Source organism: Pseudomonas sp. MF08817 (assembly GCF_059862705.1).
This window is the reverse complement of record NZ_JCBCUY010000003.1, coordinates 30,256-56,942: the sequence shown is the minus strand read 5'-3', so window position 1 is coordinate 56,942 and position 26,687 is coordinate 30,256. Positions and strand designations below refer to the sequence as shown.

17 protein-coding genes are annotated in these 26,687 nt (G+C 64.3%); 13 read left to right on the top strand and 4 right to left on the bottom strand.

What is annotated here, in order from left to right; translation table 11 throughout:
- Positions 1–34: 34 nt before the first annotated feature.
- The 3 genes from dnaQ to AC19YR_RS02990 form a co-directional block, all read right to left on the bottom strand.
- On the bottom strand, positions 35–784 hold the full coding sequence (dnaQ, locus tag AC19YR_RS03000; protein WP_095108575.1) for a DNA polymerase III subunit epsilon: 750 nt from the start codon (positions 782–784) through the stop codon (positions 35–37).
- A gap of 63 nt (positions 785–847) precedes the next feature.
- Positions 848–1,300: a ribonuclease HI gene (rnhA, locus tag AC19YR_RS02995; RefSeq protein ID WP_095108576.1), complete on the bottom strand. Its 453-nt coding sequence runs from the start codon at positions 1,298–1,300 to the stop codon at positions 848–850.
- 88 nt (positions 1,301–1,388) lie between these two features.
- Positions 1,389–2,147 (bottom strand): class I SAM-dependent methyltransferase, encoded by a 759-nt coding sequence (locus tag AC19YR_RS02990; RefSeq protein WP_095108577.1) that lies wholly within the window; start codon positions 2,145–2,147, stop codon positions 1,389–1,391.
- A gap of 66 nt (positions 2,148–2,213) precedes the next feature.
- Between AC19YR_RS02990 and gloB the strand changes: the two genes are divergently transcribed.
- From gloB to AC19YR_RS02930, 12 genes are all read left to right on the top strand, one after another.
- Positions 2,214–2,981 carry a hydroxyacylglutathione hydrolase gene (gloB, locus tag AC19YR_RS02985; protein ID WP_500597075.1) on the top strand — a complete coding sequence of 256 codons (768 nt, stop codon included), beginning with the start codon at positions 2,214–2,216 and terminating at the stop codon, positions 2,979–2,981.
- Between the two features lie 99 nt (positions 2,982–3,080).
- The gene (locus AC19YR_RS02980; protein ID WP_095108579.1) at positions 3,081–4,493 is read left to right on the top strand and encodes a transglycosylase SLT domain-containing protein; all 1,413 of its coding nucleotides are present in this window, start codon (positions 3,081–3,083) and stop codon (positions 4,491–4,493) included.
- Between the two features lie 159 nt (positions 4,494–4,652).
- Positions 4,653–6,482 carry an extracellular solute-binding protein gene (locus tag AC19YR_RS02975; RefSeq protein WP_500597073.1) on the top strand — a complete coding sequence of 610 codons (1,830 nt, stop codon included), beginning with the start codon at positions 4,653–4,655 and terminating at the stop codon, positions 6,480–6,482.
- Positions 6,479–8,320 (top strand): extracellular solute-binding protein, encoded by a 1,842-nt coding sequence (locus tag AC19YR_RS02970; RefSeq protein WP_500597072.1) that lies wholly within the window; start codon positions 6,479–6,481, stop codon positions 8,318–8,320. The genes AC19YR_RS02975 and AC19YR_RS02970 overlap by 4 nt, the downstream gene beginning before the upstream one ends.
- A gap of 1 nt (position 8,321) precedes the next feature.
- Positions 8,322–9,395 carry a microcin C ABC transporter permease YejB gene (locus tag AC19YR_RS02965; protein ID WP_095108582.1) on the top strand — a complete coding sequence of 358 codons (1,074 nt, stop codon included), beginning with the start codon at positions 8,322–8,324 and terminating at the stop codon, positions 9,393–9,395.
- Position 9,396: 1 nt separating this feature from the next.
- The gene (locus tag AC19YR_RS02960; protein WP_095108583.1) at positions 9,397–10,416 is read left to right on the top strand and encodes an ABC transporter permease; all 1,020 of its coding nucleotides are present in this window, start codon (positions 9,397–9,399) and stop codon (positions 10,414–10,416) included.
- Between the two features lies 1 nt (position 10,417).
- Complete coding sequence (locus AC19YR_RS02955; RefSeq protein WP_095108584.1) at positions 10,418–12,022, top strand: ABC transporter ATP-binding protein; 1,605 nt, start codon at positions 10,418–10,420, stop codon at positions 12,020–12,022.
- Between the two features lie 113 nt (positions 12,023–12,135).
- A complete protein-coding gene (locus AC19YR_RS02950) occupies positions 12,136–14,097 on the top strand; it encodes a DUF4329 domain-containing protein (RefSeq protein WP_500597069.1) in 1,962 nt (653 codons plus the stop codon).
- Between the two features lie 109 nt (positions 14,098–14,206).
- Positions 14,207–14,731 carry a sigma-70 family RNA polymerase sigma factor gene (locus AC19YR_RS02945; protein WP_500597068.1) on the top strand — a complete coding sequence of 175 codons (525 nt, stop codon included), beginning with the start codon at positions 14,207–14,209 and terminating at the stop codon, positions 14,729–14,731.
- A gap of 7 nt (positions 14,732–14,738) precedes the next feature.
- Complete coding sequence (locus AC19YR_RS02940) at positions 14,739–15,722, top strand: FecR domain-containing protein (protein WP_500597067.1); 984 nt, start codon at positions 14,739–14,741, stop codon at positions 15,720–15,722.
- 98 nt (positions 15,723–15,820) lie between these two features.
- A complete protein-coding gene (locus tag AC19YR_RS02935) occupies positions 15,821–18,295 on the top strand; it encodes a TonB-dependent siderophore receptor (RefSeq protein WP_095108588.1) in 2,475 nt (824 codons plus the stop codon).
- Between the two features lie 211 nt (positions 18,296–18,506).
- Positions 18,507–19,340, top strand: coding sequence for a helix-turn-helix transcriptional regulator (locus AC19YR_RS02930; protein WP_500597066.1), 834 nt, complete (start codon positions 18,507–18,509; stop codon positions 19,338–19,340).
- Position 19,341: 1 nt separating this feature from the next.
- Here AC19YR_RS02930 and AC19YR_RS02925 read toward each other — a convergent pair whose 3' ends face one another.
- Positions 19,342–19,929, bottom strand: a complete 588-nt coding sequence (locus tag AC19YR_RS02925) for a LysE family translocator (RefSeq protein WP_095108590.1) — start codon at positions 19,927–19,929, stop codon at positions 19,342–19,344.
- A gap of 422 nt (positions 19,930–20,351) precedes the next feature.
- On the opposite strand from AC19YR_RS02925, the gene AC19YR_RS02920 reads away from it, so the two are divergent.
- Positions 20,352–26,642 (top strand): IPT/TIG domain-containing protein, encoded by a 6,291-nt coding sequence (locus AC19YR_RS02920; protein ID WP_500597065.1) that lies wholly within the window; start codon positions 20,352–20,354, stop codon positions 26,640–26,642.
- The last annotated feature ends 45 nt before the right edge of the window (positions 26,643–26,687 follow it).

The window sequence follows — 26,687 nt, the reverse complement described above, 5'->3', positions numbered from 1 at the left end:
CTGTTACTTCAGGGTAGATCACGCCCGATGCCCGTCAGCCCTTGGCCTCTTCCAATTGCGTCCAGAGCGCTGCTGCGCCCGCAGATTTGGCGATGGCCTCCAGGCGCACGCGGTGTTCGGCCAGGTCGGTTTCGCTGGCGCGGATGATGCGGGTGGCCGGGCGGTCGGCCGGCAGGCGGCGAATTTCACTGGGCCGGTTGCCCGAGCCTTCGGAACCGTTGCCATCGGAGGCGTTGCCCGCCAGGGACAGGCTGGTCTGCCCGCCCGTCATGGTCAGGTAGACGTCGGCCAGGATCTCGGAGTCGAGCAGCGCACCGTGCAGTTCGCGGCCCGAGTTGTCCACGCCATAGCGTTTGCACAAGGCGTCGAGGCTGTTGCGCTGGCCCGGGTGGCGCTCACGGGCCATCAACAGGGTGTCGAGGATGGTGCAGTGCTGGGTGATGTCGGCGCGGTCTTTCTGCCCGGCCAGGGCGAACTCGTTGTTGATGAAGCCGACGTCGAACGCCGCGTTATGGATAATTAGCTGCGCGCCCTTGATGAACTCGAAGAATTCATCGGCCACTTCAGCGAAACGCGGCTTGCCCACCAGGAACTCGTTGGTGATGCCGTGGACCGCAATGGCGCCTTCGTCGCTTTCGCGATCCGGTTGCAGGTAGACGTGGAAATGCCGGCCGGTCAGGCGCCGCCCGAGCAACTCGACGCAGCCGATTTCCACGATGCGGTGGCCATCGGTCACCGGCATGCCGGTGGTTTCGGTATCGAGTACAACGGATCTGGTGGCCATCAGGGTTCAGCTCTCAACGGTTCAATCGTGCAAAAAAAGGGCGATGTTAACACGCAAGGCCGATCAGCTCTGCTTGTAGCCGCGCACATCATCCACGCCACGGTTGGCCAACTGGTCGGCCCGTTCGTTGCCCGGGTGGCCGATGTGGCCACGCACCCACTTCCAGGTGACGTTGTGGCGGTTGACTTGTTCGTCGAGTTGCTTCCACAGGTCAGCGTTCTTGACCGGCGCTTTGGCTGCGGTTTTCCAGCCGCGTTTTTTCCAGTTGGCCATCCACTCGTTGATGCCCTTCATCACGTACTGCGAGTCGGTCACCAGCAGCACGTCGCAGGAGCGCTTGAGTTCTTCCAGGCCGCGAATGGCGCCCATCAGCTCCATGCGGTTATTGGTGGTGTTGGCTTCGCCGCCCCAGAGTTCCTTTTCCACGCCTTTGCACACCAGCAGCGCGCCCCAGCCGCCAGGGCCAGGGTTGCCCTTGCAGGCGCCATCGGTGAAGAGTTCTACGCTATCGCTCATTGCCAATCGATCCAGAAACGCTGGCCTGCCGGTCCGCGACCGACAACGCCAGAGACCGGGCAAGCCCGGTCAAGGTCAGAAAAAGGGGTTATTGCTCGCTGGGGCGGCGGTTGACCTTGGCCATCGGCAGCGGAATCAGCTTGCCCATGGTCTCGCGGCGCACCTGGCGCACCGGGCGCAGGCCGACCACGATCTTGCGCGCCACTAGCAGGTAAAAGCCGCCGCCGGACAACTGCCAGTCGCCGGCCTTGCGCTCCCACCCGGCCAACCGTGCCTGCCACAGCGGGGACGCAAGCGGCGGACGATAGCACCCGAAGCGGCGTTTCTCCAGCGCGAAGCCCAGCAGGTTGAGCCAGTCGGCCACCCGCGACGGCGAGATGCAGCGCGCCTGGCGCAAGCCATCGTGGGCGAACACATGGCGCAAACCCCAGGTGCTCCAGGGGTTGATCCCGACAATCAGCAAATGCCCGCCGGGGCGTACACTGCTGGCCGCTTCGCGCAGCAGGCCGTGGGGTGACAGGCAGAAATCCAGGCCATGCTGCAACACCACCACGTCGGCGGCGTGCTCACTCAACGGCCAGGCCTGTTCCTCGCAGACAATTTCCACCCCGGGCAGCGGCGCGCCCAGGCGAACATTACGCTGCACCTGCGGCGCCACCGGCGGGGTTTGCGCCGAGGGGCCGTAATGCACCAGATAGCCACCGAAAAAACGCCCCAACTCGTCTTCGAGCATGCGTCGCTCTTCATCCAGCAGCAATTGGCCAATGGGGCCCGCCAGCCAGTCACGGGCCGCGCCAATCAATGCCAGCCATTGCGGATCGGCCTGAGCGAAGGCTTTATCGGTCATTGCGTTCTCCAACTCGGCAAGAAGCGTCTAAGATGCGCCAATGTTATCCGCTTGGCGAATTCGACGATGATACAAATCAGTGCCCTGCCCGCCTTTACCGACAATTACATCTGGCTATTGCAGGATCACCGCAGCCAACGCTGCGCCGTGGTCGACCCCGGTGATGCCGCGCCGGTACTGGCCTGGCTCGGGCAACACCCGGATTGGGCACTGAGCGACATTCTTATCACCCACCATCACCACGATCACGTCGGTGGCGTGGCGCAACTCAAGGCCACCACGGGTGCCACGGTCTATGGCCCGGCCAGCGAAAACATCCCGGGGCGCGACGTTGCCCTGAGCGATAACGACCGGGTCACCGCACTGGGCTGGGAGTTCGATGTAATCGCCGTGCCCGGCCACACCCTGGGCCACATTGCCTATTACCATCACGGCCTGCTGTTCTGCGGCGACACCCTGTTCGCGGCCGGTTGCGGGCGCCTGTTCGAGGGCACGCCCGAGCAGATGCACCATTCGCTGTCGCGCCTGGCCGCACTGCCCGAAGGCACGCTGGTGTATTGCACTCACGAATACACACTGAGCAACCTGCGCTTCGCTCAAGCCGTGGAGCCGCACAACCCCGACATCGCCGAGCGCATGACGAAAGCCACCGAATTGCGGGCCGCCGGGCGCATGACCCTGCCTTCCACACTGGCCCTGGAAAAACTCACCAACCCGTTCCTGCGTACCGGCGAAACATCTGTTAAAGAAAAAGCGGACGAACGGAATGGCCAGGATAACCAGGCGCCCAGTGCGGTTTTTGCGGCCCTGCGGGCCTGGAAAGACACCTTCTAGAACGGGCCATCGAGGGGACGGCAACGGGCAATGGTTGACCGCACCCTATGCGCTTTCTAGAATCGCCCGACATTTTTGCCCGGAACTTACTTCCAGCCAATGTCGTCATCTATCCGTAAATCCATCCATTCAGACGCATTGACCCGCCTGGCCCAAGCCATTGCGGTGGCAGTGTCCGCTATCCTGGCGGGCTGCCAAAGCACCAGCCAGGTGCCGCAAACCAACGCGGCCCACATTCCGAATCTGTCCACCCCTATCAAGCAAAAGCCCATCTGGCTGAGCGAGAAACCCAGCCCGCAAGTACCCCAGGATGTCTGGGAACGCATGCGCCAGGGCTTCCAGTTGCAAGACGTCCCCGGCGTGAACCCGCGCATCGAGCAACAGCGCCTGTGGTTCGCCAGCAACCCGTCCTTCCTGGAGAGCGCCGGCGAGCGTGGCAGCCTGTATATCCACTACATCGTCGAACGCCTTGAAGAACGCAACATGCCGCTGGAACTGGCCCTGCTGCCGGTGATTGAAAGCGCCTACAACCCCATGGCGTACTCCAGCGCCAACGCCGTCGGGCTGTGGCAGTTCATTCCGTCCACCGGGCGCTACTTCAACCTGCGCCAGACCCGTTTCTACGATGGCCGGCGCGACATCACCGCCTCGACCACCGCCGCCCTCGACTACCTGACGCGCCTGCACGACATGTTCAACGGCGACTGGTTGCTGGCCCTGGCGGCCTACAACTCCGGCGAAGGCACCGTCAGCCGCGCTATCGAGCGCAACGAAAAACTCGGCCTACCCACCGACTACTGGAACCTGCCGCTGCCCCAGGAAACCCAAGCCTACGTGCCCAAATTGCTGGCCCTGTCGCAAGTGGTCCTGGCCCCCGAAGCTTACGGGGTGAACCTCAACCCCATCGCCAACGAGCCCTATTTCCAGGTCGTCGAGATCAACCAGCGCATGGACCTCTCCAAGGTCGCGGCAGTGGCCAACATCGACGAAGACGAACTGTTCCAGCTCAACCCGGCCTTCAAACAACGCACCACCATCGACGGCCCCCAGCACTTGCTGGTGCCCACCTCCAAGGCGCAGTTGTTGACCACCAGCCTGTCAACCATGCGCCCCGAGGAACTGATAAGCCAACGCACCTTCAAGCCAGTGTTCGACAACCTCGACAGCGGCCCGCGCCTGACCCGCAACTATCGGGTCAAGCGTGGCGACAACCTGGCTTCCATCGCCAAGGCCAACAAGGTCCAGGTCAAGGACCTGCAACGCTGGAACAAACTCAGCGGCCACAACCTGAAAGTCGGCCAGACCCTGGTCATGCAGGACACCGGCCGCAAAACCACCACCCTGGCCGCCAACAACAAGAAGCAGACCCGCTACAAGGTCAAGCAAGGTGATTCGCTGTACATCGTGGCCAAGCGTTTCAACGTCGAGATGCAACACCTCAAGCGCTGGAACCCACGGGTCGGCCAGGCGCTGAAACCAGGGCAGATGCTCACGGTCTACTCGCCACATTGAGGCCTTGGCCTGCCATCCGTCGCAAGGCCCCGCAGGCCTTGCCGGCGGCTTGGCTGGCAGCGATGCGCAGCGCTTTGATCCCCCACCTTTTTCCTGCCGATACAAGCTGTTACTGTGCCAGGCTAAAGCCCAAGCCGCATGGATCGAATTTCTGACTTGATGCGCCCTGTCCTCCTGCTTCTTATCAGCCTGGCCTTGAGCTTTCCCGCAAGCGCGACCATCAGCGAAAGCCACGGCTATGCGCAGTTCGGCACACTCAAGTACCCGGCCAAATTCACCCATTTCGATTGGGTCAACCCGTCTGCGCCCAAAGGCGGCACGTTGCGGGTGATGGCGTTCGGCACCTTCGACACCCTCAACCCCTATACCTTCAAGGGCACCAGCCCGGTGTCCACGGCCAATTTCCTGCAATACGGCATCAACGAACTCAACGAGCCCCTGATGGTCGGCACCGGCCAGTACGCGCCGTCGGGCGACGAGCCGACTTCCAGCTACGGCCTGATCGCCCAGTCGGTGGAATACAGCGAAGACCGCAGTTGGGTGGTGTTCAACCTGCGCCCTGAAGCGCGTTTTCACGATGGCAAGCCGATCACCGCCTATGACGTGGCGTTTTCCTATCGTCTGCTGCTCAAGGAAGGCCACCCGCAGTACCGCACCAACCTGCAAGAAGTGTTGCGGGTCGATATCCTCACTCCCCACCGCGTGCGTTTCGTGTTCAAGCGCGCCGGTAACCCGCTGTTGATCTTGCGCCTGGGGGAACTGCCGGTGCTGCCCCAGCACTACTGGAAAGACCGAGACTTCAAGGCCACCACCTTCGAGCCGCCCCTGGGCAGCGGCCCGTATCGGGTCCGCGAGGTGCAGCCGGGACGGCGTTTAGTGTACGAACGGGTTAGGGATTACTGGGGCAAGGACCTGCCGGTCAACCGTGGCAAGTACAATTTCGACCGCGCCGAAGTAGAGTTCTACCGCGACAGCGATGTTGCTTTCGAGGCGTTCAAGGCCGGTGAATTCGACATCTACATCGAGCACCAGGCCAAGAACTGGGCCAATGGCTATCGCTTCCCGGCGGTGGCGCGCGGCGACGTTATCAGGGCCCAGATCCCCCACCAAATCCCGACCCAGACCCAAGGCCTGTTCATGAACAGCCGCCGCAGCGCTTTTGCCGACGCCAAGGTGCGCGAGGCCCTGGGCCTGATGTTCGATTTCGAGTGGACCAACCGCACCCTGTTCAGCGACGCCTATCAACGGGCCATCAGCTACTACCCCAACAGCGAATTCTCCGCCAGCGGCGTGCCGGTGGGCCACGAGTGGCTGCTGCTCTCGCCCTACCGCAGCCAATTGCCGGCCAGCCTGTTCACCCAGCCCTTCAGCCTGCCGCGCACCGACGGCCGTGGCATCCCCCGCGACACCCTGCGCCGTGCCCTGGGCCTGCTGGGCGAGGCCGGTTGGAAACTCAACGGCCAGCGGCTGGTCAACAGCAGCGGCCAGCCGTTGAACCTGGAGATCCTGTTGGTCAACCCGAACCTGGAGCGCATCCTGCAGCCCTACACCGAGAACCTGGCGAGCATCGGCATCAACGCCCAACTGCGCACGGTGGACCGCGCCCAGTACAAGCAGCGCCTGGACCAGTTCGATTTCGACATGATCCTCATGACCCTCGACCAGACCTTAAGCCCCGGCCTTGAGCAGTGGCAGTACTTCCACTCCAGCCAGGTCGCGGTCAAGGGCAGCAAGAACTACGCCGGCGTGGCCAACCCGGTGGTCGACCACTTGCTGGAACAACTGCTCGCCGCCCAGACCCGCGATGCGCAACTGGCGGCCGGCCGGGCCCTGGACCGGGTCCTGCTGTGGCAGCACTACATCATTCCCAATTGGTACATCAACTATCATCGCCTGGCGTACCGCAACCGGTTCGCCTTCGTCGCCACGCCGCCCTATAGCCTGGGCCTGAGCGCGTGGTGGCTGAAGTCTTCGGAGAAAGTCCAATGATGCCTTTGCGTACCCTGATTGGCCTGCTGTTCGCGGGCGCCGCGCTGTTTGCCCACGCCGCCCCGCAACACGCCCTCACGCTCTACAACGAGCCGCCGAAATACCCCGCCGACTTCAAGCACTTCGCCTACGTCAACCCCGACGCCCCCAAGGGCGGCACCTTCCGCCAGGCCGGTTTCGGCGGTTTCGACAGCCTCAACCCGTTCATCAGCAAAGGCGTGCCGGTGGACGGCATCGGCGAGGTCTACGACACCCTCGCCAAGCAAGGCCTGGACGAGCCCTTTACCCAGTACGGCTTGATCGCCAGCAAGATCGAAAAAGCCCCCGACAACAGCTGGGTGCGCTTCTACCTGCGCCCCGAAGCGCGCTTCCATGATGGCCACCCGGTGCGCGCCGAAGACGTGGTGTTCAGCTTCCATACCCTCATCAAGAACGGCGGCCCGCTGTATCGCGGCTACTACGCCGACGTGGAAGAGGTGATAGCCGAAGATCCCCTCCGCGTGCTGTTCAAGTTCAAACACAGCAACAACCGCGAGCTGCCGCTGATCCTGGGGCAAATCGCGGTGCTGCCCAAGCATTGGTGGGCCACCCGCGATTTCACCAAGGGCAACCTGGAAATCCCCCTGGGCAGCGGCCCCTACAGGATCACCCAGGTCAAGGCCGGGCGCTCGGTGCGCTACGAGCGGGTCAAGGACTACTGGGGCAAGGACCTGCCGGTCAACCGGGGTTTCTACAACTTCGATGTGATGACCATCGACTACTACCGCGACAACACCGTCGCCGTCGAAGCCCTCAAGGCCGGGCAGTTCGACTACTGGCTCGAATCGGTGGCCAAGACCTGGGCCAACGCCTATAACATCCCCGCCGTGAGCGAAGGCCGCTTGATTAAGGAGCAGATCCCCAACGGCAACCCCACCGGCATGCAGGGTTTTGTCTACAACCTGCGCCGCCCGGTGTTCCAGGACGTGCGGGTGCGCGAGGCGCTAAGCCTATTGCTGGATTTCGAGTGGACCAACAAACAACTGTTCAACGGCGCCTACGTGCGCACCCGCAGTTACTTCGACAACTCGGAGATGGCCGCCACCGGCCGCCCCGACGCCGCCCAACTGGCGATCCTCGAACCCCTGCGCGGGCAAATCCCCGAGCAAGCGTTTGGCGATGCCTTCCAGAACTCTGTCACCGATGGCAGCGGCATGATCCGCGCCCAGCAACGCAAGGCCTATCAACTGCTGCAAGAGGCCGGTTGGCGCATCGTCGACGACAAAATGGTCGATGCCAGCGGCAAACCGGTGAGCCTCGAGTTCCTCCTGGTGCAGACCGATTTCGAGCGCATCCTGCTGCCGTTCAAGCGTAACCTCAGCGACCTGGGCATCGACCTGGTGATCCGCCGCGTAGACGTCTCGCAGTACATCAACCGCCTGCGCTCGCGGGACTTCGACATGATCGTCGGCGGTTTCCCGCAATCGAACTCGCCAGGCAACGAACAGCGCGAATTCTGGAAGAGCGAAGCCGCCGACAACCCCGGCAGCCGCAATTTCATGGGCCTCAAGGACCCGGCCGTAGACCGAGTGGTAGAGCAACTCATCAACGCCGACTCGCGGCAGAGCCTGGTGGCCCACACCCGGGCGCTGGACCGCATCCTGCAATGGGGCTACTACGTGATCCCCAACTGGCATATCAAGACCTGGCGCGTGGTGTACTGGAACCACATCGGCCACCCCAAGGTGCCGCCAACCTACGACATCGGCACCGACACCTGGTGGATCAAGCCCGACGCCGCGCCGGCACCGGAAGTGCAGACCCAGGTACAAGCCACCACCGCCGAGGGGGCGCACTAACATGCTGGCCTATATCGCTCGGCGCCTGCTGCTGATTATCCCGACCCTGTTCGGCATCCTGCTCATCAACTTCGTCATCATCCAGGCCGCGCCTGGCGGCCCGGTGGAACAGATGATCGCCAAGCTCGAAGGCTTCGACGGCGCCACCAGCCGCATTGCCGGCGGCGGCTCGGAGGTGTCGGTGGCCGGTTCCAGCTACCGTGGCGCCCAGGGCCTGGACCCGGCGCTGATTAAGGAAATCGAGCACATGTACGGCTTCGACAAATCGGCGCCGGAACGCCTGTGGATCATGGTCAAGAACTACGCGCGCCTGGACTTTGGCGACAGCTTCTTCCGCGACGCCAAGGTCATCGACCTCATCAAGGAAAAAATGCCGGTGTCCATCTCCCTCGGGCTGTGGAGCACGCTGATTATGTACCTGGTGTCGATCCCCCTGGGGATCGCCAAGGCCACCCGCCACGGCAGCCATTTCGACGTGTGGACCAGCTCGGCGATCATCGTCGGCTACGCCATCCCCGCATTCCTGTTCGCCATCCTGCTGATCGTGGTGTTCGCCGGCGGCAGTTACCTGGACTGGTTCCCGCTACGTGGCCTGACCTCCAACAACTTCGAGGAACTGAGCTGGGGCGGCAAGATCCTCGACTACTTCTGGCACCTGGCCCTGCCCGTCACGGCCCTGGTGATCGGCAACTTTGCCACCATGACCCTGCTGACCAAGAACAGCTTCCTCGACGAAATCAACAAACAGTACGTGATTACCGCTAAGGCCAAAGGCCTGAGCAACCATCGGGTGCTCTACGGCCATGTGTTCCGCAACGCCATGCTGCTGGTGATCGCCGGGTTCCCCTCGGCCTTTATCGGGATTTTCTTCACCGGCTCGCTGCTGGTGGAAGTGATCTTCTCCCTCGACGGCCTCGGCCTGATGAGCTTTGAAGCGGCGATCAACCGCGATTACCCGGTGGTCTTCGGCACCCTGTTCATCTTCACCCTGCTGGGCCTGGTGGTGAAACTGATCGGCGACCTCACCTACACCCTGGTCGACCCTCGTATCGACTTTGAAAGCCGGGAGCAGTGAGATGACCCTATCGCCCCTCAATCGCCGCCGTTTCGAGCGTTTCAAGGCCAATAAGCGCGGCTGGTGGTCGCTGTGGCTGTTCCTGGTCCTGTTTGGCCTGAGCCTGGGCGCCGAGTTGATCGCCAACGACAAACCCCTGGCGGTGCACTACGACGGTGGCTGGTACTTCCCGGCCCTCAAGCGCTACCCGGAAACCACCTTCGGCGGCGAATTCCCGCTGGAAGCCAACTACAAGAGCCCCTACATCCGCGAACTGCTCAAGGCCAAGGACGCCTGGACCCTGTGGGCGCCGATCCCATTCAGCTACCAGAGCATCAACTACGACCTCAAAGTGCCCGCCCCCGCGCCGCCCTCGGCAGACAACTGGCTAGGCACCGACGACCAGGGCCGCGATGTGCTGGCGCGGGTCATCTACGGTTTTCGCGTGTCGGTGCTGTTCGCCCTGACCCTGACCGTGCTCAGTTCCATCATCGGCGTGATCGCCGGCGCCCTGCAGGGCTTCTATGGCGGCTGGGTCGACCTGGCCGGGCAGCGCTTCCTGGAGATTTGGTCCGGGCTACCGGTGTTGTATCTGCTGATAATCCTCGCCAGCTTCGTGCAGCCCAACTTCTGGTGGCTGCTGGGCATCATGCTGCTGTTTTCCTGGATGAGCCTGGTGGACGTGGTGCGCGCCGAGTTCCTGCGCGGGCGGAACCTGGAATACGTACGCGCCGCCCGGGCCCTGGGCATGCGCAACGGCGCGATCATGTTCCGCCACATCCTGCCCAATGCCATGGTCTCGACCATGACCTTCATGCCGTTCATCCTCACCGGCGCCATCGGCACCCTCACCGCCCTGGACTTCCTCGGTTTCGGCCTGCCGCCCGGCGCGCCGTCCCTGGGCGAACTGGTGGCCCAGGGCAAATCCAACCTGCAAGCGCCGTGGCTGGGCATCAGTGCCTTCGCGGTGCTGGCGATCATGTTGAGTTTGCTGGTGTTTATCGGCGAGTCCGCTCGCGATGCCTTCGACCCGAGGAAGTGAAATGAATCAGGACAATCTGATCGAAGTACGCGACCTGGCCGTCGAATTCGTGGTGGGCGAGCAGTGCCAGCGCGTGGTCCATAGCGTCAGTTTCGATATCAAACGCGGCGAAACCCTGGCCCTGGTGGGCGAAAGCGGTTCGGGCAAGTCGGTCACCGCCCACTCCATCCTGCGGTTGCTGCCCTACCCCTTGGCGCGCCACCCCAGCGGCACCATCCATTACGCCGGCAAAAACCTACTGACCCTGGACGAAAAACCCCTACGGCAGATTCGCGGCAACCGCATCGCGATGATTTTCCAAGAACCCATGACCTCGCTGAACCCGCTGCACTGCATCGAAAAGCAGATCAACGAAGTGCTCGGCCTGCACAAGGGCCTCACCGGCAAGGCCGCCACCCGGCGCACCCTGGAGTTGCTGGAGCTGGTGGGCATCCCCGAGCCCCACAAACGCCTCAAGGCCCTGCCCCACGAACTCTCGGGCGGCCAGCGCCAACGGGTGATGATCGCCATGGCCCTGGCCAACGAGCCGGAGCTGCTGATCGCCGACGAGCCGACCACCGCCCTGGACGTCACCGTCCAGTTGAAAATCCTCGAACTGCTCAAAGAGCTGCAAGCGCGCCTGGGCATGGCCCTGCTGCTGATTAGCCATGACCTCAACCTGGTGCGGCGCATCGCCCACCGGGTGTGCGTGATGCAGCGCGGCTGCATCGTTGAGCAAGCGCCGTGCGAGGAACTGTTCCGCGCGCCCCAGCACCCCTACACCCAGGAACTGCTGGCCGCCGAACCCAGTGGCGGCCCCGTAGACCACCTCCCCGGCGCGCCACTGCTGGAGGTGAACGACCTCAGGGTCTGGTTCCCGATCAAGAAAGGCTTTTTGCGCCGCACGGTCGATTACGTCAAAGCGGTGGACGGCATCCACTTCAGCCTGCCCCAGGGCCAGACCCTGGGCATCGTCGGCGAAAGCGGCTCGGGCAAGTCCACCCTGGGCCTGGCGATTTTGCGCCTGATCGCCAGCCAGGGCGGCATCCGCTTCGAGGGCCAGGCCCTGGACGGCTTGACCCAGCAGCAAGTGAGGCCCCTGCGCCGGGAAATGCAGGTGGTGTTCCAAGACCCCTTCGGCAGCCTCAGCCCGCGCATGTGCGTGAGCGAGATCGTCGGCGAAGGCCTGCGCATCCACAAGATCGGCACGGCGGCCGAGCAGGAAAAAGCCATTATCGAGGCCCTGGTGGAAGTCGGCCTCGACCCCCAGACCCGCCACCGCTACCCCCACGAATTCTCCGGCGGCCAGCGTCAGCGCATCGCCATCGCTCGCGCCCTGGTACTCAAGCCCCGGTTGATCCTGCTGGACGAACCCACTTCGGCCCTGGACCGCACCGTGCAGCGCCAGGTGGTGGAACTGCTGCGTTCGCTGCAACGCAAGTACAACCTGACCTACCTGTTCATCAGCCATGACCTGGCGGTGGTCAAGGCGTTGAGCCATCAGTTGATGGTGGTCAAGCAGGGCCAGGTAGTGGAGCAAGGCGAAGCCCAAGCGATATTCGCCGCGCCCCAGCATCCTTACACCCGGCAACTGCTCGAAGCGGCGTTCCTAGTGCCGGCCTCCTGACTGGCCGGGCTTAGGCCCTATATAGATACGTCCTGCTGGCTTGGGTTTGCGGCAAAGATGAGACGCCATCGAACATGATGGCGTTGATTCCCCACCCAGCCAAAGGACACCCCATGCAGGCAACCATCCCCGCCACTGACGCCGCCAGTGCCCCTTTCATAAGTAACTTTCGCCCGCTCTTCAGCCCCAGGTTCATCAGCCAGAACGATGCGGCCATGTATGTGCATGCCTTGATGGCGGTGTACGACCCTGAACAAGTCGAACAAGGCGGCTTCATTTTCAAACTGGCCGACCAGCACTATGTCGCGACCCTGCCTATCAAGGGCAAAAAATTCAGTTTTGAATTGAGCAGCATTTTCCCCCCGCACCCCTCCGGCCACGTCACGGTGCCGGAGGGTGTCGAGATCTGTGCCGCCTACCATTCCCATGTGGATGTTGCGTTCAGTGTCATGTGGTCGTCGTTTTTTTCACTGCCGGATCTCTCCAATGCCATTCGCTACAGGGCTTTGATTCCGTCGTTCTTGGTGTCCCACCCCAAGAGTGGCTCGCTGCTCAAATACAGCGCCCATGATCTACCGGCCACCCAGGTGCTGCTCGAAAGGCTCCACCCCCAGGACGAATTAACCATTGCCCTGGAAAAGGAAATGCGCAAAGGGCGCCTGGACATGACCGATCTGGTGCGCCTGGTCGCGACGACCGGCAAGCTGGAGGTACTTGCCCCCGGCCAGATCTGGGGAAGCGTGGGCACCCTTTCACCTCAATGGAAAATGCCCAGCAGCACCTCTGAGCTGGTGGCCGCGCCGTACCTGGGGCCGGTGTTCAACAGCCAGTTGGCGGCATTCCTCGACTTGGAAACCCTTGTACTAGACACCTCCCAGCCATGCGCAGGGCTTATCCTCAAACACGTCCAACAGGAAAAATACCTCTACACCCGCCCGGTGACGGTGCGTGATAGTGGTTTTTCGCTGGCCAGTTTCTTGCCCCAGAGCGAGTCCGGCGAGCTGGCGCTGCCTGCGCACTATGAGATCGACGCCCTCTATCACACAGTGTCCGGCTTGCCTGCGGATATGGAGTGGCCAGCCCTTGAACTTGAGCAGAATTTTTTCAGCCCCGCCGACATGTTCCACTGCCTGTCCCGGGCCGCCGTGTACCCGGGGCTGCCCACCTACCTGCTGACCCCCAGCAACGCCAGCCTGAAATACACCCCGGCCCCCGGCCCCCTGCAAGATCAGCTCTTCGCCCTGCTCAACCCGTTCGGTGGCCCCCGCACCCGGTTGCAATTGGCCTTGAACAACGGAACGTCCACCCACCTCGATTACGTGCATCAGGTGATTGCCGCCGGTACCTTGCAGGTTGTGACCACCAGCCCCTTATGGCGCAACCGCGGCCCCGTGGCGGGCGATTGGCTACCGCTGCAAGCAGACGCAGAGCCTGACCCGCCGCAAGACTATTACCAGGGCGAGCAACTGGTGTTCGGCCCGATGTTCGATCACTCCGACGATGCCGTGGAATTTCAAGCCGCCAAGTTCGTGAGTTTTAGCCGGTTTACCGGTATTACCCTCAAGCACCCGCAGAAGAAAACCGTGCTAGCGGCGACGGTTTTTGCCGAACAGACGCTGACTTACCCGCGCCAGCGGATATTTTCCCCCGTCGCGCAAGAGCGCCCGGCAGAGGTGGAAGGGTTCGAGCCCGACGGCATCTACTTCACCAGCGGCGTCGCCTTCCCCATTGACCCGGCGTCGGCTGAACTGCTGCCCGCCAACTTCTTCGAGCCCCAGGCCCTGGCGTTCTTCTTTGACGTACGACGCGACAGCTTTAACGCCACCGCTGCCTACTGGGCGGGCCGCGACGGTGCACTGCTGCGCTACCGCGCCAGTAACAGTGCGGCCGAGCAGGCGTTGATCCAACGCCTGCAACCGGATACGCAAACCGGCATCAGCCCACTAGAGGCCGAACTCGCCACGCAGCAACTCGATACCCTGGGCTTCGCCCGCCTAGTGGCTGCGGCTGGGGAGCTTAGGGTGCTCAAGACCAGCAGCCAGTGGAAGGAACGCGGCCCGGTGCAGTTCGACTAAGACTGCAAAAGCAAACCAATATCATTTGCACCGCCGTCGGGCATTTGCTTTAATCGCGACCCATTCCCATTCGCACTCATGGCTTCGCGCCAACGGACACGTGCCCTTGATGACGGTTGCCGACAGTTCACAGGCCCACACCCTCTACGCCACCCATCACCGGTGGCTGTACGAGTTGCTGCGCCGGCGCCTGAGCAATGCGTTCGATGCCGCCGACCTGGCCCACGACACCTTCCTGCGGGTGCTCAAGCGCCCCCAGGCGTTCAATGGCGAAGTGCACGAGCGCTCGTACCTGGCCACCATCGCCCGGGGGCTGTGCATCGACCACTGGCGCCGGCGGCAGCTGGAACAGGCCTGGCTCCAGGCCCTGGCCCTGCAGCCGCCGGCCCTGCAACCGTCGCCTGAACAACGGGCGATCATCGTCGAAACCCTGCACGAGGTGGACGCCATGCTCCAGCGCCTGCCCCAGCGGGTCAGCGATGCCTTCGTGCTGGCCCAGTTGCACGGCATGCCCTACCGGGACATCGCCAGCACCCTTGGCGTATCCGAGCGCATGGTCAAGAAGTACCTGGCCCAGGCGCTGATGCACTGCGCCATCCTCGAGGCCGAACTCGACGGCCTGCTGATCGAGTAAGCCCCACGTGCCCGCCGCCCCCTTGAAAAAACTCAGCCACGCCAGCCTGCAAGAAGCCGCCCAGTGGTACGTGCAACTGCATGACCACGGCGCCAGCGACCAGCAGCGCCAGCATTGGCAGACCTGGCTCGCGGCCAGTGGCGAACACCAGGACGCCTGGCGCTACGTCGAGCGTGTCAGCCAGCGCTTCGCGCCCCTGCAAAGCGATGCTGGGCAACAGGCCGCCAGCCACGCCCTGCGCAGCTCCCCCCGTGGCAGTACACGGCGCCAGGCCCTGAGCAGCCTGTTGGTGCTCGGCGGTGCCAGCCTGCTGGGCTGGAGCGCTTGGCGCGCAGGCCTGCCCGACAGCCTGCAACGCCTGAGCGCCGACCTCGCCACCGGCACCGGGCAAACCCGCGAAACCGTTCTGAGTGACGGCAGCCGCATCTGGCTCAACGCCCTCAGTGCCCTGGATGTGCGCTTTAGCCCAGCGCAGCGCCTGCTGCGCCTGCACCTGGGGGAAGTGTTGATCGATACCGCCAAAGACCCGCTACGGCCGTTTCTGGTGCACACCGAACACGGCCAACTGCGCGCCCTCGGCACCCGCTTCAGCGTGCGCCAGGAGCAGGGCCGCACCCTGCTCAACGTCTTCGCTGGGGCGGTAGAGGTGCGCACCGCCCGAGGCCAGGTGCAGGTGATCGACAGCGGCCAGCAAGTGGCCTTCGACGCCAACGGCCTGCACCCGCAATCCGCCGCCACCCCGGCCCGCGAAGCCTGGCGCCATGGCGTGCTGCTGGCCGACAACCTGCCCCTGGGCCAGTTGCTGGCCGAATTGAGCCGCTACCGCCCCGGCCACCTGGGGTGCGACCCGGCCGTGGCGGCGATGCCGGTGATGGGCTCCTTTCCCCTGCGCGACACCGACCAGGCCCTGGCCCTGCTGCAAGCGGCGTTGCCGATCCAGGTCGAAACCGCCCTGCCCTGGTGGGTCAGCGTCGGCCCCAAACGGGGCTGATGGATTTTTTCAACCTGCGGTTCCCTTTTTGGTTGTTCGTTCGGTTAACCCCACAGACGCACTTCAATTGCCGATCGAACCGATCCAAAGGGAACTCCATGTCGCCACGTTTTCGTTTTGCCCTGCGCCCGCTTGCGCTGGCCATCCCTGCCGCCCTGCTGAGCCTGTCGCCGGTGTTCAGCGCCCACGCCCAGGCTGCCAGCGAACAGGCGAGCACCCCAGCCCGCCAATACGCCATCGCCCCCGGCTCGCTGGTCAGCGTGCTGAACAGCTTCGCCGAGCAAAGCGGCATCTTCATCGCCGGCCACAATGACCTGGCCAGCGACAAGCGCAGCCCCGGCCTCAACGGCCGCTACACCCCGTCAGAAGCCCTGCAACGCCTGCTCCAGGGCAGCGGCCTGCAAGCCCAGCCCCAAGCCAACGGCGGCTACGTGCTGCAACGCGCGCCGCAGAGCGGTGGCCCGCTGGAACTGGGCGCCACCACTATCTCCGGGCAAGGCCTGGGCGCCACCACCGAAGACACCCACGCCTACACCACCGCCAGCATGTCCTCGGCCACCGGCCTGGCCCTGTCGATCCGCGAAACACCGCAAACCGTCACCGTTATCACCCGCCAGCAGATGGAGGACCAAGGCAGCACCAGCATCGCCGACACCCTGCGCCGCGCCCCCGGCATCAGCGTGCAGAACTACGACAGCGAACGCTGGGAGTTCTCCACCCGCGGCATGCCCATCACCAATTTCCAGTACGACGGCGTCAACTCCACCTATGACGGCGTGTACGACTACGGCACCACCAGCACCGACATGGCGATCTTCGACCGCGTCGAAGTGACCAAGGGCGCCACCGGCCTGATGACCGGCGCCGGCGACCCCTCGGCCACGGTCAACATGATCCGCAAGCGCCCGACCCGCGACTTCAAGGCCTCGATCACCGGCACCACCGGTTCCTGGGACAACTACCGGGGCGAGGGCGATATCTCCGGCCCGCTGACCGACAGCGGCAACGTGCGCGGGCGCTTCGTCGGTGTGTACCAGGACCGCAGCGGCTACATCGACAACTACCAAAACACCAAGGACATCGCCTACGGCATCCTTGAAGCCGACCTGACCCCCGACACCCTGCTCACCCTGGGTTTCGACCAGCAGAACACCCGCTCACGCGGCGCCTCCTGGACCGGGTTCCCGATGTACAACAGCGACGGCTCGCGCACCCACTTCTCGCGCTCCTTCAACCCGGCCACCGACTGGAGCCGCCGCGACTTCAAGAACCAGACCGCGTTCGCCTCCCTGGAGCAAAAACTGGCCAACGACTGGTCCCTCAAGGTCAGTGTCGATCGCAAACAACGCGAGCACGACACCCTGCTTGGCTCCGCCAGCGGCGGCAACCCGGACCCGGTCACCGGCGACGGCATGTTCATGTACATGGGCAAATACAAGGGCGAGGAGGTGCAGAACAACCTCGACGTCAAACTCGACGGCCCCTTCAGCCTGCTGGGCCGCGAGCATCAGTTGATGGTGGGGTTCACCGCCCTCAATTCGCGCCAGGATGTGCCCTCCTATGGCTCGGTGTACCCGATGGTCGGCGGCAGCATCAACGACTGGCACGGCGAATTCCCCAAGCCGTACATCCCACGCTCCGGCGACGTCGATATCGTCGAGCGCCAGACCGGCGCCTACCTGGCCACGCGCCTCAAGCCCACCGATGATTTGTCGGTGATCCTCGGCACCCGGGTCAGCAACTTCAAGGGCTCGGACCACACCCGCTTCGACGACCCGGCCAAGGTCGACACCCGTACCGGCTACCACCAGACCAGCGTCATCACCCCCTACGCCGGTGTGGTCTACGACCTCAACGACACCTACTCGGTGTACGGCAGCTACACCAACATCTTCCAGCCGCAAATGAGCAAGGATGCCGACGGCGGCGTGCTCGACGCGGTCGAGGGCGATGCCTACGAGGCGGGCATCAAGGCCGAATACTTCGACGGCCGGGTCAACGCCAGCTTCGCCGTGTTCCACATCGAGCAGGACAACGTCGCCCAACTGGTCAGCGGCTACGACACCGACGCCATCTACAAGGCCGCCAAAGGTGCCACCACCAAGGGCTTCGAGTTTGAAGTGGCCGGCGAAGTGCTGGACGGCTGGAATCTCTCCGCCGGCTACAGCTACGCCCACACCCGCGACGCCAAAGGCGACTACGTATACGGCTCGGTGCTGCAAACCACCGCCCCCGAGCAGTTGGTGCGGGTGTTCAGCACCTATCGCCTGCCCGGCGCCTGGGACAAGCTCACCGTGGGCGGCGGCGTGAACTGGCAAAGCGAGTTCTTCGGCAACGTGTTCCAACCCAACCCCAGCGATACCGTCAACTTCGGCCAGTACACCAAGATCACCCAGGACAGCTACTACCTGGCCGACCTGATGGCACGCTACCGCTTCAACGAGCACCTGAGCACCACCCTCAACGTGAAAAACCTGTTCGACCAGAAGTACTACACCGGCATGGGCAACTTCGGCACCGGGTTCTACGGCGACCCGCGCAGCCTGCAACTGACCACCAAGTGGGACTTCTGATCTAGGCCCCCCGTAGGCGCCTGGCCTACCAGCGATAGCGGTCTTGCGGCCGTCATCGCGGGCGGGCCCCCTCCCACAGAGGCCGAGTGCCACAGGGCCGGCTCGACAGGGTGTGGGTGGCGCCGGCGGGGTATCCCTCGCGATTTACCCGCGCCACAAGCCCGCACAAGGCCTAAACTGCCAGCCTGCCTTGCCCTTGGAGCGCCCACCCATGCCCCGCATTCGTTTGCACAACCGCGACCAGGCCCCGCGTTTCTGGCGCGACCCGGCGTTGGCGTTCATCCAGGCCCGCGGCATCACCGATGGTCGCCAGGCCTGCTACGCCCGCCATTCCCATGCACACTTCTCCATCGGCGCGATCACCGCCGGGCACAGCACTTACCTGCATGAACACCAGCAATTTCGGGTCAGTGCTGGCACGGTGGTGCTGATGAACCCGGGCGAGGTGCACGCCTGCAACCCGGTCAACGACCAGCCCTGGTCGTACCGCATGCTCTACGTTGACACCCAGTGGCTCGCCGCCCTGCAGCAGCGGTTGGGGTTCAGCCGCGACGGCGCCTTCCAGCCTTTCGCCGTGACCCACAGCGAGGACCCCAGCGTGTATGCCGGGCTCAACGCGCTGTACGACTCCCTGCTGGACGAACACCTGAGCAGCACGCAAAAACAGGACGCCGCACACACCTTCTTCACAGCCCTGCATCAACGCCTGGCCACGGCCCAAGCCCCGCTGACGGCGCAGGACAACCACCTGGCGCAGGTCGCCGACTACATCCGCGCGCACTGCCAGCACGCCTTGAAACTGGACGACCTCTGCGCCCTGAGTGGGCTTTCCAGTTCCTACCTGATCCGCCGCTTCAAGCAGCGCTACGCCATGACGCCCCACGCCTTCCTGATTAACTGCCGCATCCAGCGCGCCGAAGAACAACTGCGCAACGGCCACGCCATCGCCGAGGTGGCCCTGGCGGCCGGGTTCGCCGACCAGGCGCATTTTCAGCGAGCCTTCAAGCAACACCTGGCGGCGACGCCGGGGCAGTACCGCAGCTGATTCAACCCAGCAGCAAGTACAAGGCACAGGCCACCAGCAGCAACGCCATGGTCCGGTTGAACAGGCGCATGCCCCTCGGGTTGTTCAGGTAACGGCGCAGGAAGGTGCCGGCGTAGGCCCAGCACGCCACCGACAGGTAGCACACCACCAGGTAGATCAGGGCAAAGTGCCAGACCAGCGCGGTTTCGCCATTGGCCACAAAAGCCCCCATCCCCGCCACACACGCGAGCCAGGCCTTGGGGTTGAGCCATTGCATCAGCGCGCCATACGCCATGGACGGCGCCCGGTTGGCCTCTTTGGCACTGATCTGGCCGTCATCCATCGCCAACTTGAAGGCCAGGTACAGCAAAAACGCCACCCCGGCCCACTCCACCGCACGGGTCAAAAAAGGCCACAGGCTCAGCACTTCATGCAGGCCCAGGCCCATCAGCACCAAGAGCAGGACAAACCCCAAGGTCGCCCCGGTGACGTGGCGCAGGCTGGCGCCAAAGCCGAAGCGGGCACCGCAGCTCAGGGCAACGATATTCACCGGGCCAGGGGTGATGGAAGAAGCCAGCGCAAACGCGGCCATGGACAGGGTCAAACTCATTGCAGGCTCTCTTATTGTGTTGAAAGAGGGGCCGAGCCTAAGGGCGCACCTACAGGGCGTATTGAAGAAAATGCGTCTAGCCCGCGGGCCTCGCGGTTTGGCTGAAAAAAAACCTGCAATTTCTCGGCAAAACTACATACAAACCCCAATGATCCCGCCACAATCAGGCACTTTCGAGCCAAGTGGTCTCAAATAGCCACCACCGGTCGAAGCAGCTGTACTCACGCCCCCAGGGGCACACGCAAGACGGACACGTGAGTTTGCCTAGGGACGGGAATGGGATGCTTCGACACTCCAGCTGTATGCGCGCCGTGGTCACTCAACCGCCCGCCCCTGCCTACCGGCCACCCTGGCCCAATCCGCTTTTGCAGCAAGCCCGACACGCCTTAACAACAATTAAAAAACTCTGTACTGGAGAACGTATGTTGCGTCCTGCCAACGTGGTAGCCGCTCGCGCGGCCTCGGCATTCCTGAGCCTTTTTTCACTCAAGCAACGCCCGCGAGCCACAAGCCGCAAGGGCTTGGCGCACCTGTTCGCCTGGCTGAGCCTGGCGCTGCTGGCCCTGGCGGCAAGCCCGGCACTGGCCGGCCCCAGCACGCTGTGCCCCGATCAGTACATTACGGTGGCCTCGGGCGAGTCGAAGGAAGTCGACTTGACGTACTGCAATGGCGATGGCTTTGGCTTGATCGATAACAACGCGCAGGCCTCCCACGGCAAGATCACCGGCCTTATCAACAACGGCGACAACAAGGCGCTCTATACCAACTATGGCGACGGCGCCACCTCCGACTTCTTCATCTTGTTCGACGAACTCAGTGGCGAAGTCAGGGTTTTCGTCACCATTCTGCCCGCCACTTCGTCCATGACGATAACCCCGTCCAGCCTGCCCACGCCGGCGATCAGCGCAGCTTTTTCCACCACCCTGGCCACCAGCGGGGGCGTTGCGCCCTATACCTATGCCATCACCGCAGGCGCCTTGCCCGCCGGTTTGAGCTTGAACACCGCGAGCGGCACAATCTCCGGCACCCCCGTTGCCACAGGGTCCTTCAGTTTCAGCATCAGAGTGACCGACTCGACCCCCGCCACACCGCAGACCTTGACCCAGGCCTATTCCTTCACGATCAACCACCCCACGGTGCTGGTCACGGTCGATACCCCACCAGCGGCGGGATTGTCGACCCCCTACAACCATCAGTTCAGCGCCACGGGCGGCACCGCGCCTTACACCTTCAACGTTCAATCCGGCTCCCTTCCACCGGGCCTTTCAATGTCGCCTAGCGGCCAGTTGTCCGGCACACCGAGCACCCTGGGGAACTACAGCTTTTCCCTCAGAGCCCTAGACAGCAGCGGCGGCCTCGGACCGTATGCCGGGGCCCAGAACTTCAGCGTGCAGGTCAATGCGGGCTCCGCACCGGTTGCCGGGGCGTCCAGCGTCACGGTCGCCGCAAACAGCACGGCCAACCCGATCACTCTCAATCTCTCCGGTGGCGGCCCCACCAGCGTGGCCGTGGCCTCGGCGGCCAGCCATGGCACGGTAACGGCCAGCGGCACCAGCATTACCTACACCCCCACCGCAGGCTATTCCGGCCCCGACAGCTTTACCTATACGGCCACCAACACCTTCGGCACGTCCAGCCCCGCCACCGTGACCATTACCGTCAGTGCCTCCGTGCCTGGGACCCCGACCATCGGCACCGCCACCGCAGGCAACGCAAGCGCTTCGGTGGGCTTCACGCCCCCCGCCAGCAACGGGGGTAGCCCGATCACCGGCTATACCGTCACCTCCAACTCAGGCGCCTTCGCCACCGGCACGGCCAGCCCCATCACCGTCACCGGCCTGAGCAATGGCACGGCCTACACCTTTACCGTCACCGCCACCAACGCGATGGGCACCGGCGCTGCGTCGGCAGCGTCCAACAGCGTCACGCCAGTGGCACCGCCGGTTGTGACCGGCCTGTCCCCCACCAGCGGACCGACAGCCGGCGGCACCACGATGATACTCACCGGTACGAACTTCAGCGGCACTACGGCAGTCACCTTTGGCGCCACTGCGGCTACCGGATTTACGGTTAATAGTGCGACTCAAATCACGGCGACTGCCCCGGCGGGAACCGGCACGGTCGATGTGCGCGTCACCACCGCGGGCGGCACCAGCGCCACCAGTGCCGCAGACCAGTTCACCTATGTGAATGCGCCGACAGTCAGTGCTGTTTCCCCCAGCAGCGGGCCTAGAACGGGCGGCACTACGGTAGTCCTCACCGGCACTAACTTCGCCGGTACTACGGCGGTCACCTTCGGCGCCACCGCGGCTACCGGGTTCACGGTTAATAGCGCGACTCAAATCACCGCCACCGCCCCGGCAGGAACCGGCACGGTCGACGTGCGCGTCACCACTACCGGTGGCACCAGCGCCACCAGTGCGGCGGATCAGTTCACCTATGTGGGGGCACCGACCGTCAGCAGCATTTCCCCCAGCAGTGGCCCCGCAACAGGCGGCACCACGGTAACGCTGACCGGCACCAATTTCAGCGGCACCACGGCGGTCACTTTCGGCGCCACCCCTGCTACCGGGTTCACCGTCAACAGCGCCACCCAAATCACCGCCACCGCGCCAGCAGGAGCGGGCACGGTAGACGTGCGCGTCACTACCACGGGCGGCACCAGCGCTACCAGTGCGGCGGATCAGTTCACCTACGTCACCGCGCCAACGCTGACATCCATCAGCCCCAGCAGTGGCCCCGCAACAGGCGGCACCACGGTAACGCTGACCGGCACCAACTTCAGCGGCACCACGGCGGTGACCTTCGGCGCCACTGCGGCCACGGGGTTCACGGTCAATAGCGCGACTCAAATCACCGCCACCGCGCCAGCAGGAGCGGGCACGGTCGACGTGCGCGTCACCACCACCGGTGGCACCAGCGCCACCAGTGCGGCGGATCAGTTCACCTATGTGGGTGCACCGACCGTCAGCAGCATTTCCCCGAGCAGTGGCCCCGCAACAGGCGGCACCACGGTAACGCTGACCGGCACCAATTTCAGTGGCACTACGGCTGTCACTTTCGGCGCCACCCCTGCTACCGGGTTCACCGTCAACAGCACCACCCAAATCACCGCCACCGCCCCGGCAGGAACCGGCACGGTCGACGTGCGCGTCACCACTACCGGTGGCACCAGTGCTACCAGTGCGGCGGATCAGTTCACCTATGTGGGTGCACCGACCGTCAGCAGCATTTCCCCGAGCAGTGGCCCCGCAACAGGCGGCACCACGGTAACGCTGACCGGCACCAACTTCAGTGGCACTACGGCTGTCACTTTCGGCGCCACTGCGGCCACGGGGTTCACGGTTAATAGCGCGACTCAAATCACCGCCACCGCGCCAGCAGGAGCGGGCACGGTAGACGTGCGCGTCACCACCACGGGCGGCACCAGTGCTACCAGCGCGGCAGATCAGTTCACCTATGTGGGGGCACCGACGGTCAGCGCTATTTCCCCCAGCAGTGGCCCTGCAACGGGCGGCACCACGGTAACGCTGAACGGCACCAACTTCAGCGGCACCACAGCGGTCACCTTCGGCGCCACCGCCGCTACCGGCTTCACAGTCAACAGCGCGACTCAAATCACCGCCACCGCGCCAGCAGGAACCGGCACGGTCGATGTGCGCGTCACCACCACGGGCGGCACCAGCGCTACCAGCGCGGCGGATCGTTTCACCTATGTGGGTGCACCGACCGTCAGCAGCATTTCCCCGAGCAGTGGCCCCGCAACAGGCGGCACCACGGTGACCCTGACCGGCACCAACTTCAGCGGCACCACGGCGGTGACCTTCGGCGCCACCGCCGCTACGGGGTTCACGGTCAACAGCGCCACGCAAATCACCGCCACCGCCCCGGCCGGAACGGGCACGGTCGATGTGCGCGTGACCAGCCTAGGTGGCACCAGCGTCACCAGTGCGGCAGACCAGTTCACCTACGTCACCGCGCCAACGCTGACGTCCATCAGCCCCAACAGCGGCCCCACGGCGGGCGGCACTTCGGTGACCGTCAACGGCAGCGGCTTCACGGGTGCCACAGCGGTCAGCTTTGGGGGCAATAGCGCGTCGGCCTTCACGGTCAACAGCGCTTCGCAGATCACCGCGACCGCCCCGGCGGGCTCGGGCACGGTGGATGTGCGCGTGACTACCACCGGCGGCACCACGGCCACCAGTGCGGCAGACCAGTTCACCTATGCCAACGCGCCGACGATCGCCTCCCTTGCCCCCGCTGTCGGCCCCACCACGGGCGGCACGGTGGTAACCCTCAGCGGCGGCGGTTTCACGGGCGCCACGGCGGTGAATTTCGGTGGCAATAGCGCGTCGGCCTTCACGGTCAACAGCGCCAGCCAGATCACTGCCACCGCACCGGCCGGTACCGGCACGGTGGATGTGCGGGTGACCACGCCGGGCGGTAGCAGTGCCCCGGCGCAATTCACTTACATCAATGTCGCCGTCGGCCCGGTGAGCGCCACTGTCGCCTATGGCAGCAGCGCCAACCCGATCGCCTTGAACCTGGGCAGCTTCGTGCCGACCTCGGTGACCGTGGCCAGCGCCGCCGCCCATGGCACGGCCACGGCCAGCGGCACGGGCATCAGCTACACGCCAACGCCGGGCTACGCCGGCACTGACACATTCACCTACACCGCCACCAATGCGGCGGGCACGTCTGCACCGGCCACCGTCAGCATCACGGTGACTGCACCCGTGCAAACCACCACCGCCTCGGGTGGCTGGTCCACCGGCGGCGGCCAGGCCTATAGCCAGACCCTGACCTGGCACGGTGGCGCGGCGCCCTATTCCGCGTTCAACGTCAGCGGCCTGCCAGCGGGGTTGAGCATGACGACCACTACCGCCACCAGCCTGACGATTGCCGGTACACCGACCCAAACAGGTACGTTCACCGTTACCGCCACGGCCACCGACAGCAGCACCGGCAGCGGCCCGTTCGCGGCGCCCGCGACCTTCACCTTGACCGTCGGCGCCGCACCGCCGCTCACCCTCACACCGGGCGCATCGACGCTCAACGCGACCCACGGCAGTGCCTTCACGCAAGCGTTCTCGGTCAGCGGCGGTATCGCGCCTTACACCCTGGCCCAGGGCGGCAACCTGCCCGCCGGTGTGAGCTGGAATGGGGCGACGGCGACGCTGTCGGGCACCCCGAGCCAAAGCGGCAGTTTCGCGATCACCCTCACCGCCACCGATGGCAGCACCGGCACACCCGGTACGGTCACGCAGCACTACACCCTGCAAGTGGCCGATGAAACCCCGGTGGCGCCGTCGCAAGCGGCCAACAGCGCCGGCCCGGGGCAACCGGTGGAGGTGGATTTGACCAACAACGCCAGCGGCGGCCCGTTCATCGCCGCCAACCTGCTGACCTCAGTACCCGCGAGCGTGGGCCGTGCGTCCATCCATGAAGCGGGCGCTGGCGCGGCCAACCTGCGCGCCGCACCGGCCCGCGTGGCGGGCAAGCGCTTCGTTCTGCGTTTTGTGCCCAACCCGGACGCCAGCGGCGTGGTGAACCTGAGCTACACCCTGAGCAACGCCAGCCTCACCTCCAGCCCAGGGCTCATCAGCATCAGCCTGAGCGCGCGCAGCGATCCGTCCAAGGATGCCGAGGTACAAGGTTTGCTCAACGCCCAGGCCAACAGCAGCCGACGCTTCGCCAGTGGCCAGATCAACAACTTCCAGCAACGCCTGGAGGCCCTGCACAGCGGCAATGTCAGCCCGTTCAGCAACGGCTTCACCTTGTCGACAGCCAGCCTAAAGCGCCAACGGCTGAACGATGACCCCACCGGCATCGAACAGTGGCTGCAGATCAAAAACGCCAAGATGCAGGCTGAGCCGTCCCTGCGCACCACCCCGTCGAGTGAGCAGATGCCGGCCCTGGGCAACCAGCCCGGTGACGCGCCCACCTCGCCCCTGGCGTTCTGGACCAGCGGCACTATTAGCATCGGTGACGACGCCAAGCGCTCTGCCGACAAGGAGCAGAAGTTCGTCACCTCCGGCCTGTCCGTGGGTGCCGACTACCGCTGGGCGCCCAACCTGACCCTGGGCGTGGGCCTGGGCTATGGCCACGACAAAACCGATATCGGCGACAACGGCAGCCGCAGCCAGGCCGACAGCTACAGCGTGGCGGTGTATGGCAGCTATCGGCCGATCGAAAGCATCTACCTGGATGGGGTGCTGGGCTACCAGCGCCTGAGCTTCGACAACCGCCGCTATGTCACCGACAACGCCGGGGTGGTCAATGGCAAGCGCGACGGTAACCAGACCTTCGCTTCCTTGACGGCCGGCTATGAGTACCGCGAAGCACAATGGCTGCTCTCGCCTTACGCGCGCCTGGACTTGGCCGATGGCAAGTTGGACCGTTACCGCGAGCGCGGCGACGATATTTTCGCCCTCAGCTACGACGAGCAAAAGGTGAAAACCACCAGCACCAGCCTGGGCCTGCGCAGCCAGTACGCCACCAGCACTGCCCTGGGTGAAGTCACGCCAAGCCTGCGCCTGGAGTACCAGCACGACTTCCAGGGTGCCGGCGATGCCTCGATGCGCTATGCCGAAAACGGCAGCACGCTGTACCGCGTCAGCCTCGCGCCCCTGCGCATGGAGTACCAGTTCACCCTCGGCTCCGGCGCGCAGCAGACCCAATCAATGCTGTTCAACCTGGGCAAACCCTTCTAGGCCCGGCGAACGAGCACAAAAAAGCCTCGCAGATGCGAGGCTTTT

Bases quoted from the DNA above. Each gene is read 5' to 3' on its own strand.
- dnaQ (WP_095108575.1), bottom strand. From the start codon at position 784: ATGGCCACCAGATCCGTTGTACTCGATACCGAAACCACCGGCATGCCG.
- rnhA (WP_095108576.1), bottom strand. From the start codon at position 1,300: ATGAGCGATAGCGTAGAACTCTTCACCGATGGCGCCTGCAAGGGCAAC.
- AC19YR_RS02990 (WP_095108577.1), bottom strand. From the start codon at position 2,147: ATGACCGATAAAGCCTTCGCTCAGGCCGATCCGCAATGGCTGGCATTG.
- gloB (WP_500597075.1), top strand. From the start codon at position 2,214: ATGATACAAATCAGTGCCCTGCCCGCCTTTACCGACAATTACATCTGG.
- AC19YR_RS02980 (WP_095108579.1), top strand. From the start codon at position 3,081: ATGTCGTCATCTATCCGTAAATCCATCCATTCAGACGCATTGACCCGC.
- AC19YR_RS02975 (WP_500597073.1), top strand. From the start codon at position 4,653: ATGCGCCCTGTCCTCCTGCTTCTTATCAGCCTGGCCTTGAGCTTTCCC.
- AC19YR_RS02970 (WP_500597072.1), top strand. From the start codon at position 6,479: ATGATGCCTTTGCGTACCCTGATTGGCCTGCTGTTCGCGGGCGCCGCG.
- AC19YR_RS02965 (WP_095108582.1), top strand. From the start codon at position 8,322: ATGCTGGCCTATATCGCTCGGCGCCTGCTGCTGATTATCCCGACCCTG.
- AC19YR_RS02960 (WP_095108583.1), top strand. From the start codon at position 9,397: ATGACCCTATCGCCCCTCAATCGCCGCCGTTTCGAGCGTTTCAAGGCC.
- AC19YR_RS02955 (WP_095108584.1), top strand. From the start codon at position 10,418: ATGAATCAGGACAATCTGATCGAAGTACGCGACCTGGCCGTCGAATTC.
- AC19YR_RS02950 (WP_500597069.1), top strand. From the start codon at position 12,136: ATGCAGGCAACCATCCCCGCCACTGACGCCGCCAGTGCCCCTTTCATA.
- AC19YR_RS02945 (WP_500597068.1), top strand. From the start codon at position 14,207: ATGACGGTTGCCGACAGTTCACAGGCCCACACCCTCTACGCCACCCAT.
- AC19YR_RS02935 (WP_095108588.1), top strand. From the start codon at position 15,821: ATGTCGCCACGTTTTCGTTTTGCCCTGCGCCCGCTTGCGCTGGCCATC.
- AC19YR_RS02930 (WP_500597066.1), top strand. From the start codon at position 18,507: ATGCCCCGCATTCGTTTGCACAACCGCGACCAGGCCCCGCGTTTCTGG.
- AC19YR_RS02925 (WP_095108590.1), bottom strand. From the start codon at position 19,929: ATGAGTTTGACCCTGTCCATGGCCGCGTTTGCGCTGGCTTCTTCCATC.
- AC19YR_RS02920 (WP_500597065.1), top strand. From the start codon at position 20,352: ATGTTGCGTCCTGCCAACGTGGTAGCCGCTCGCGCGGCCTCGGCATTC.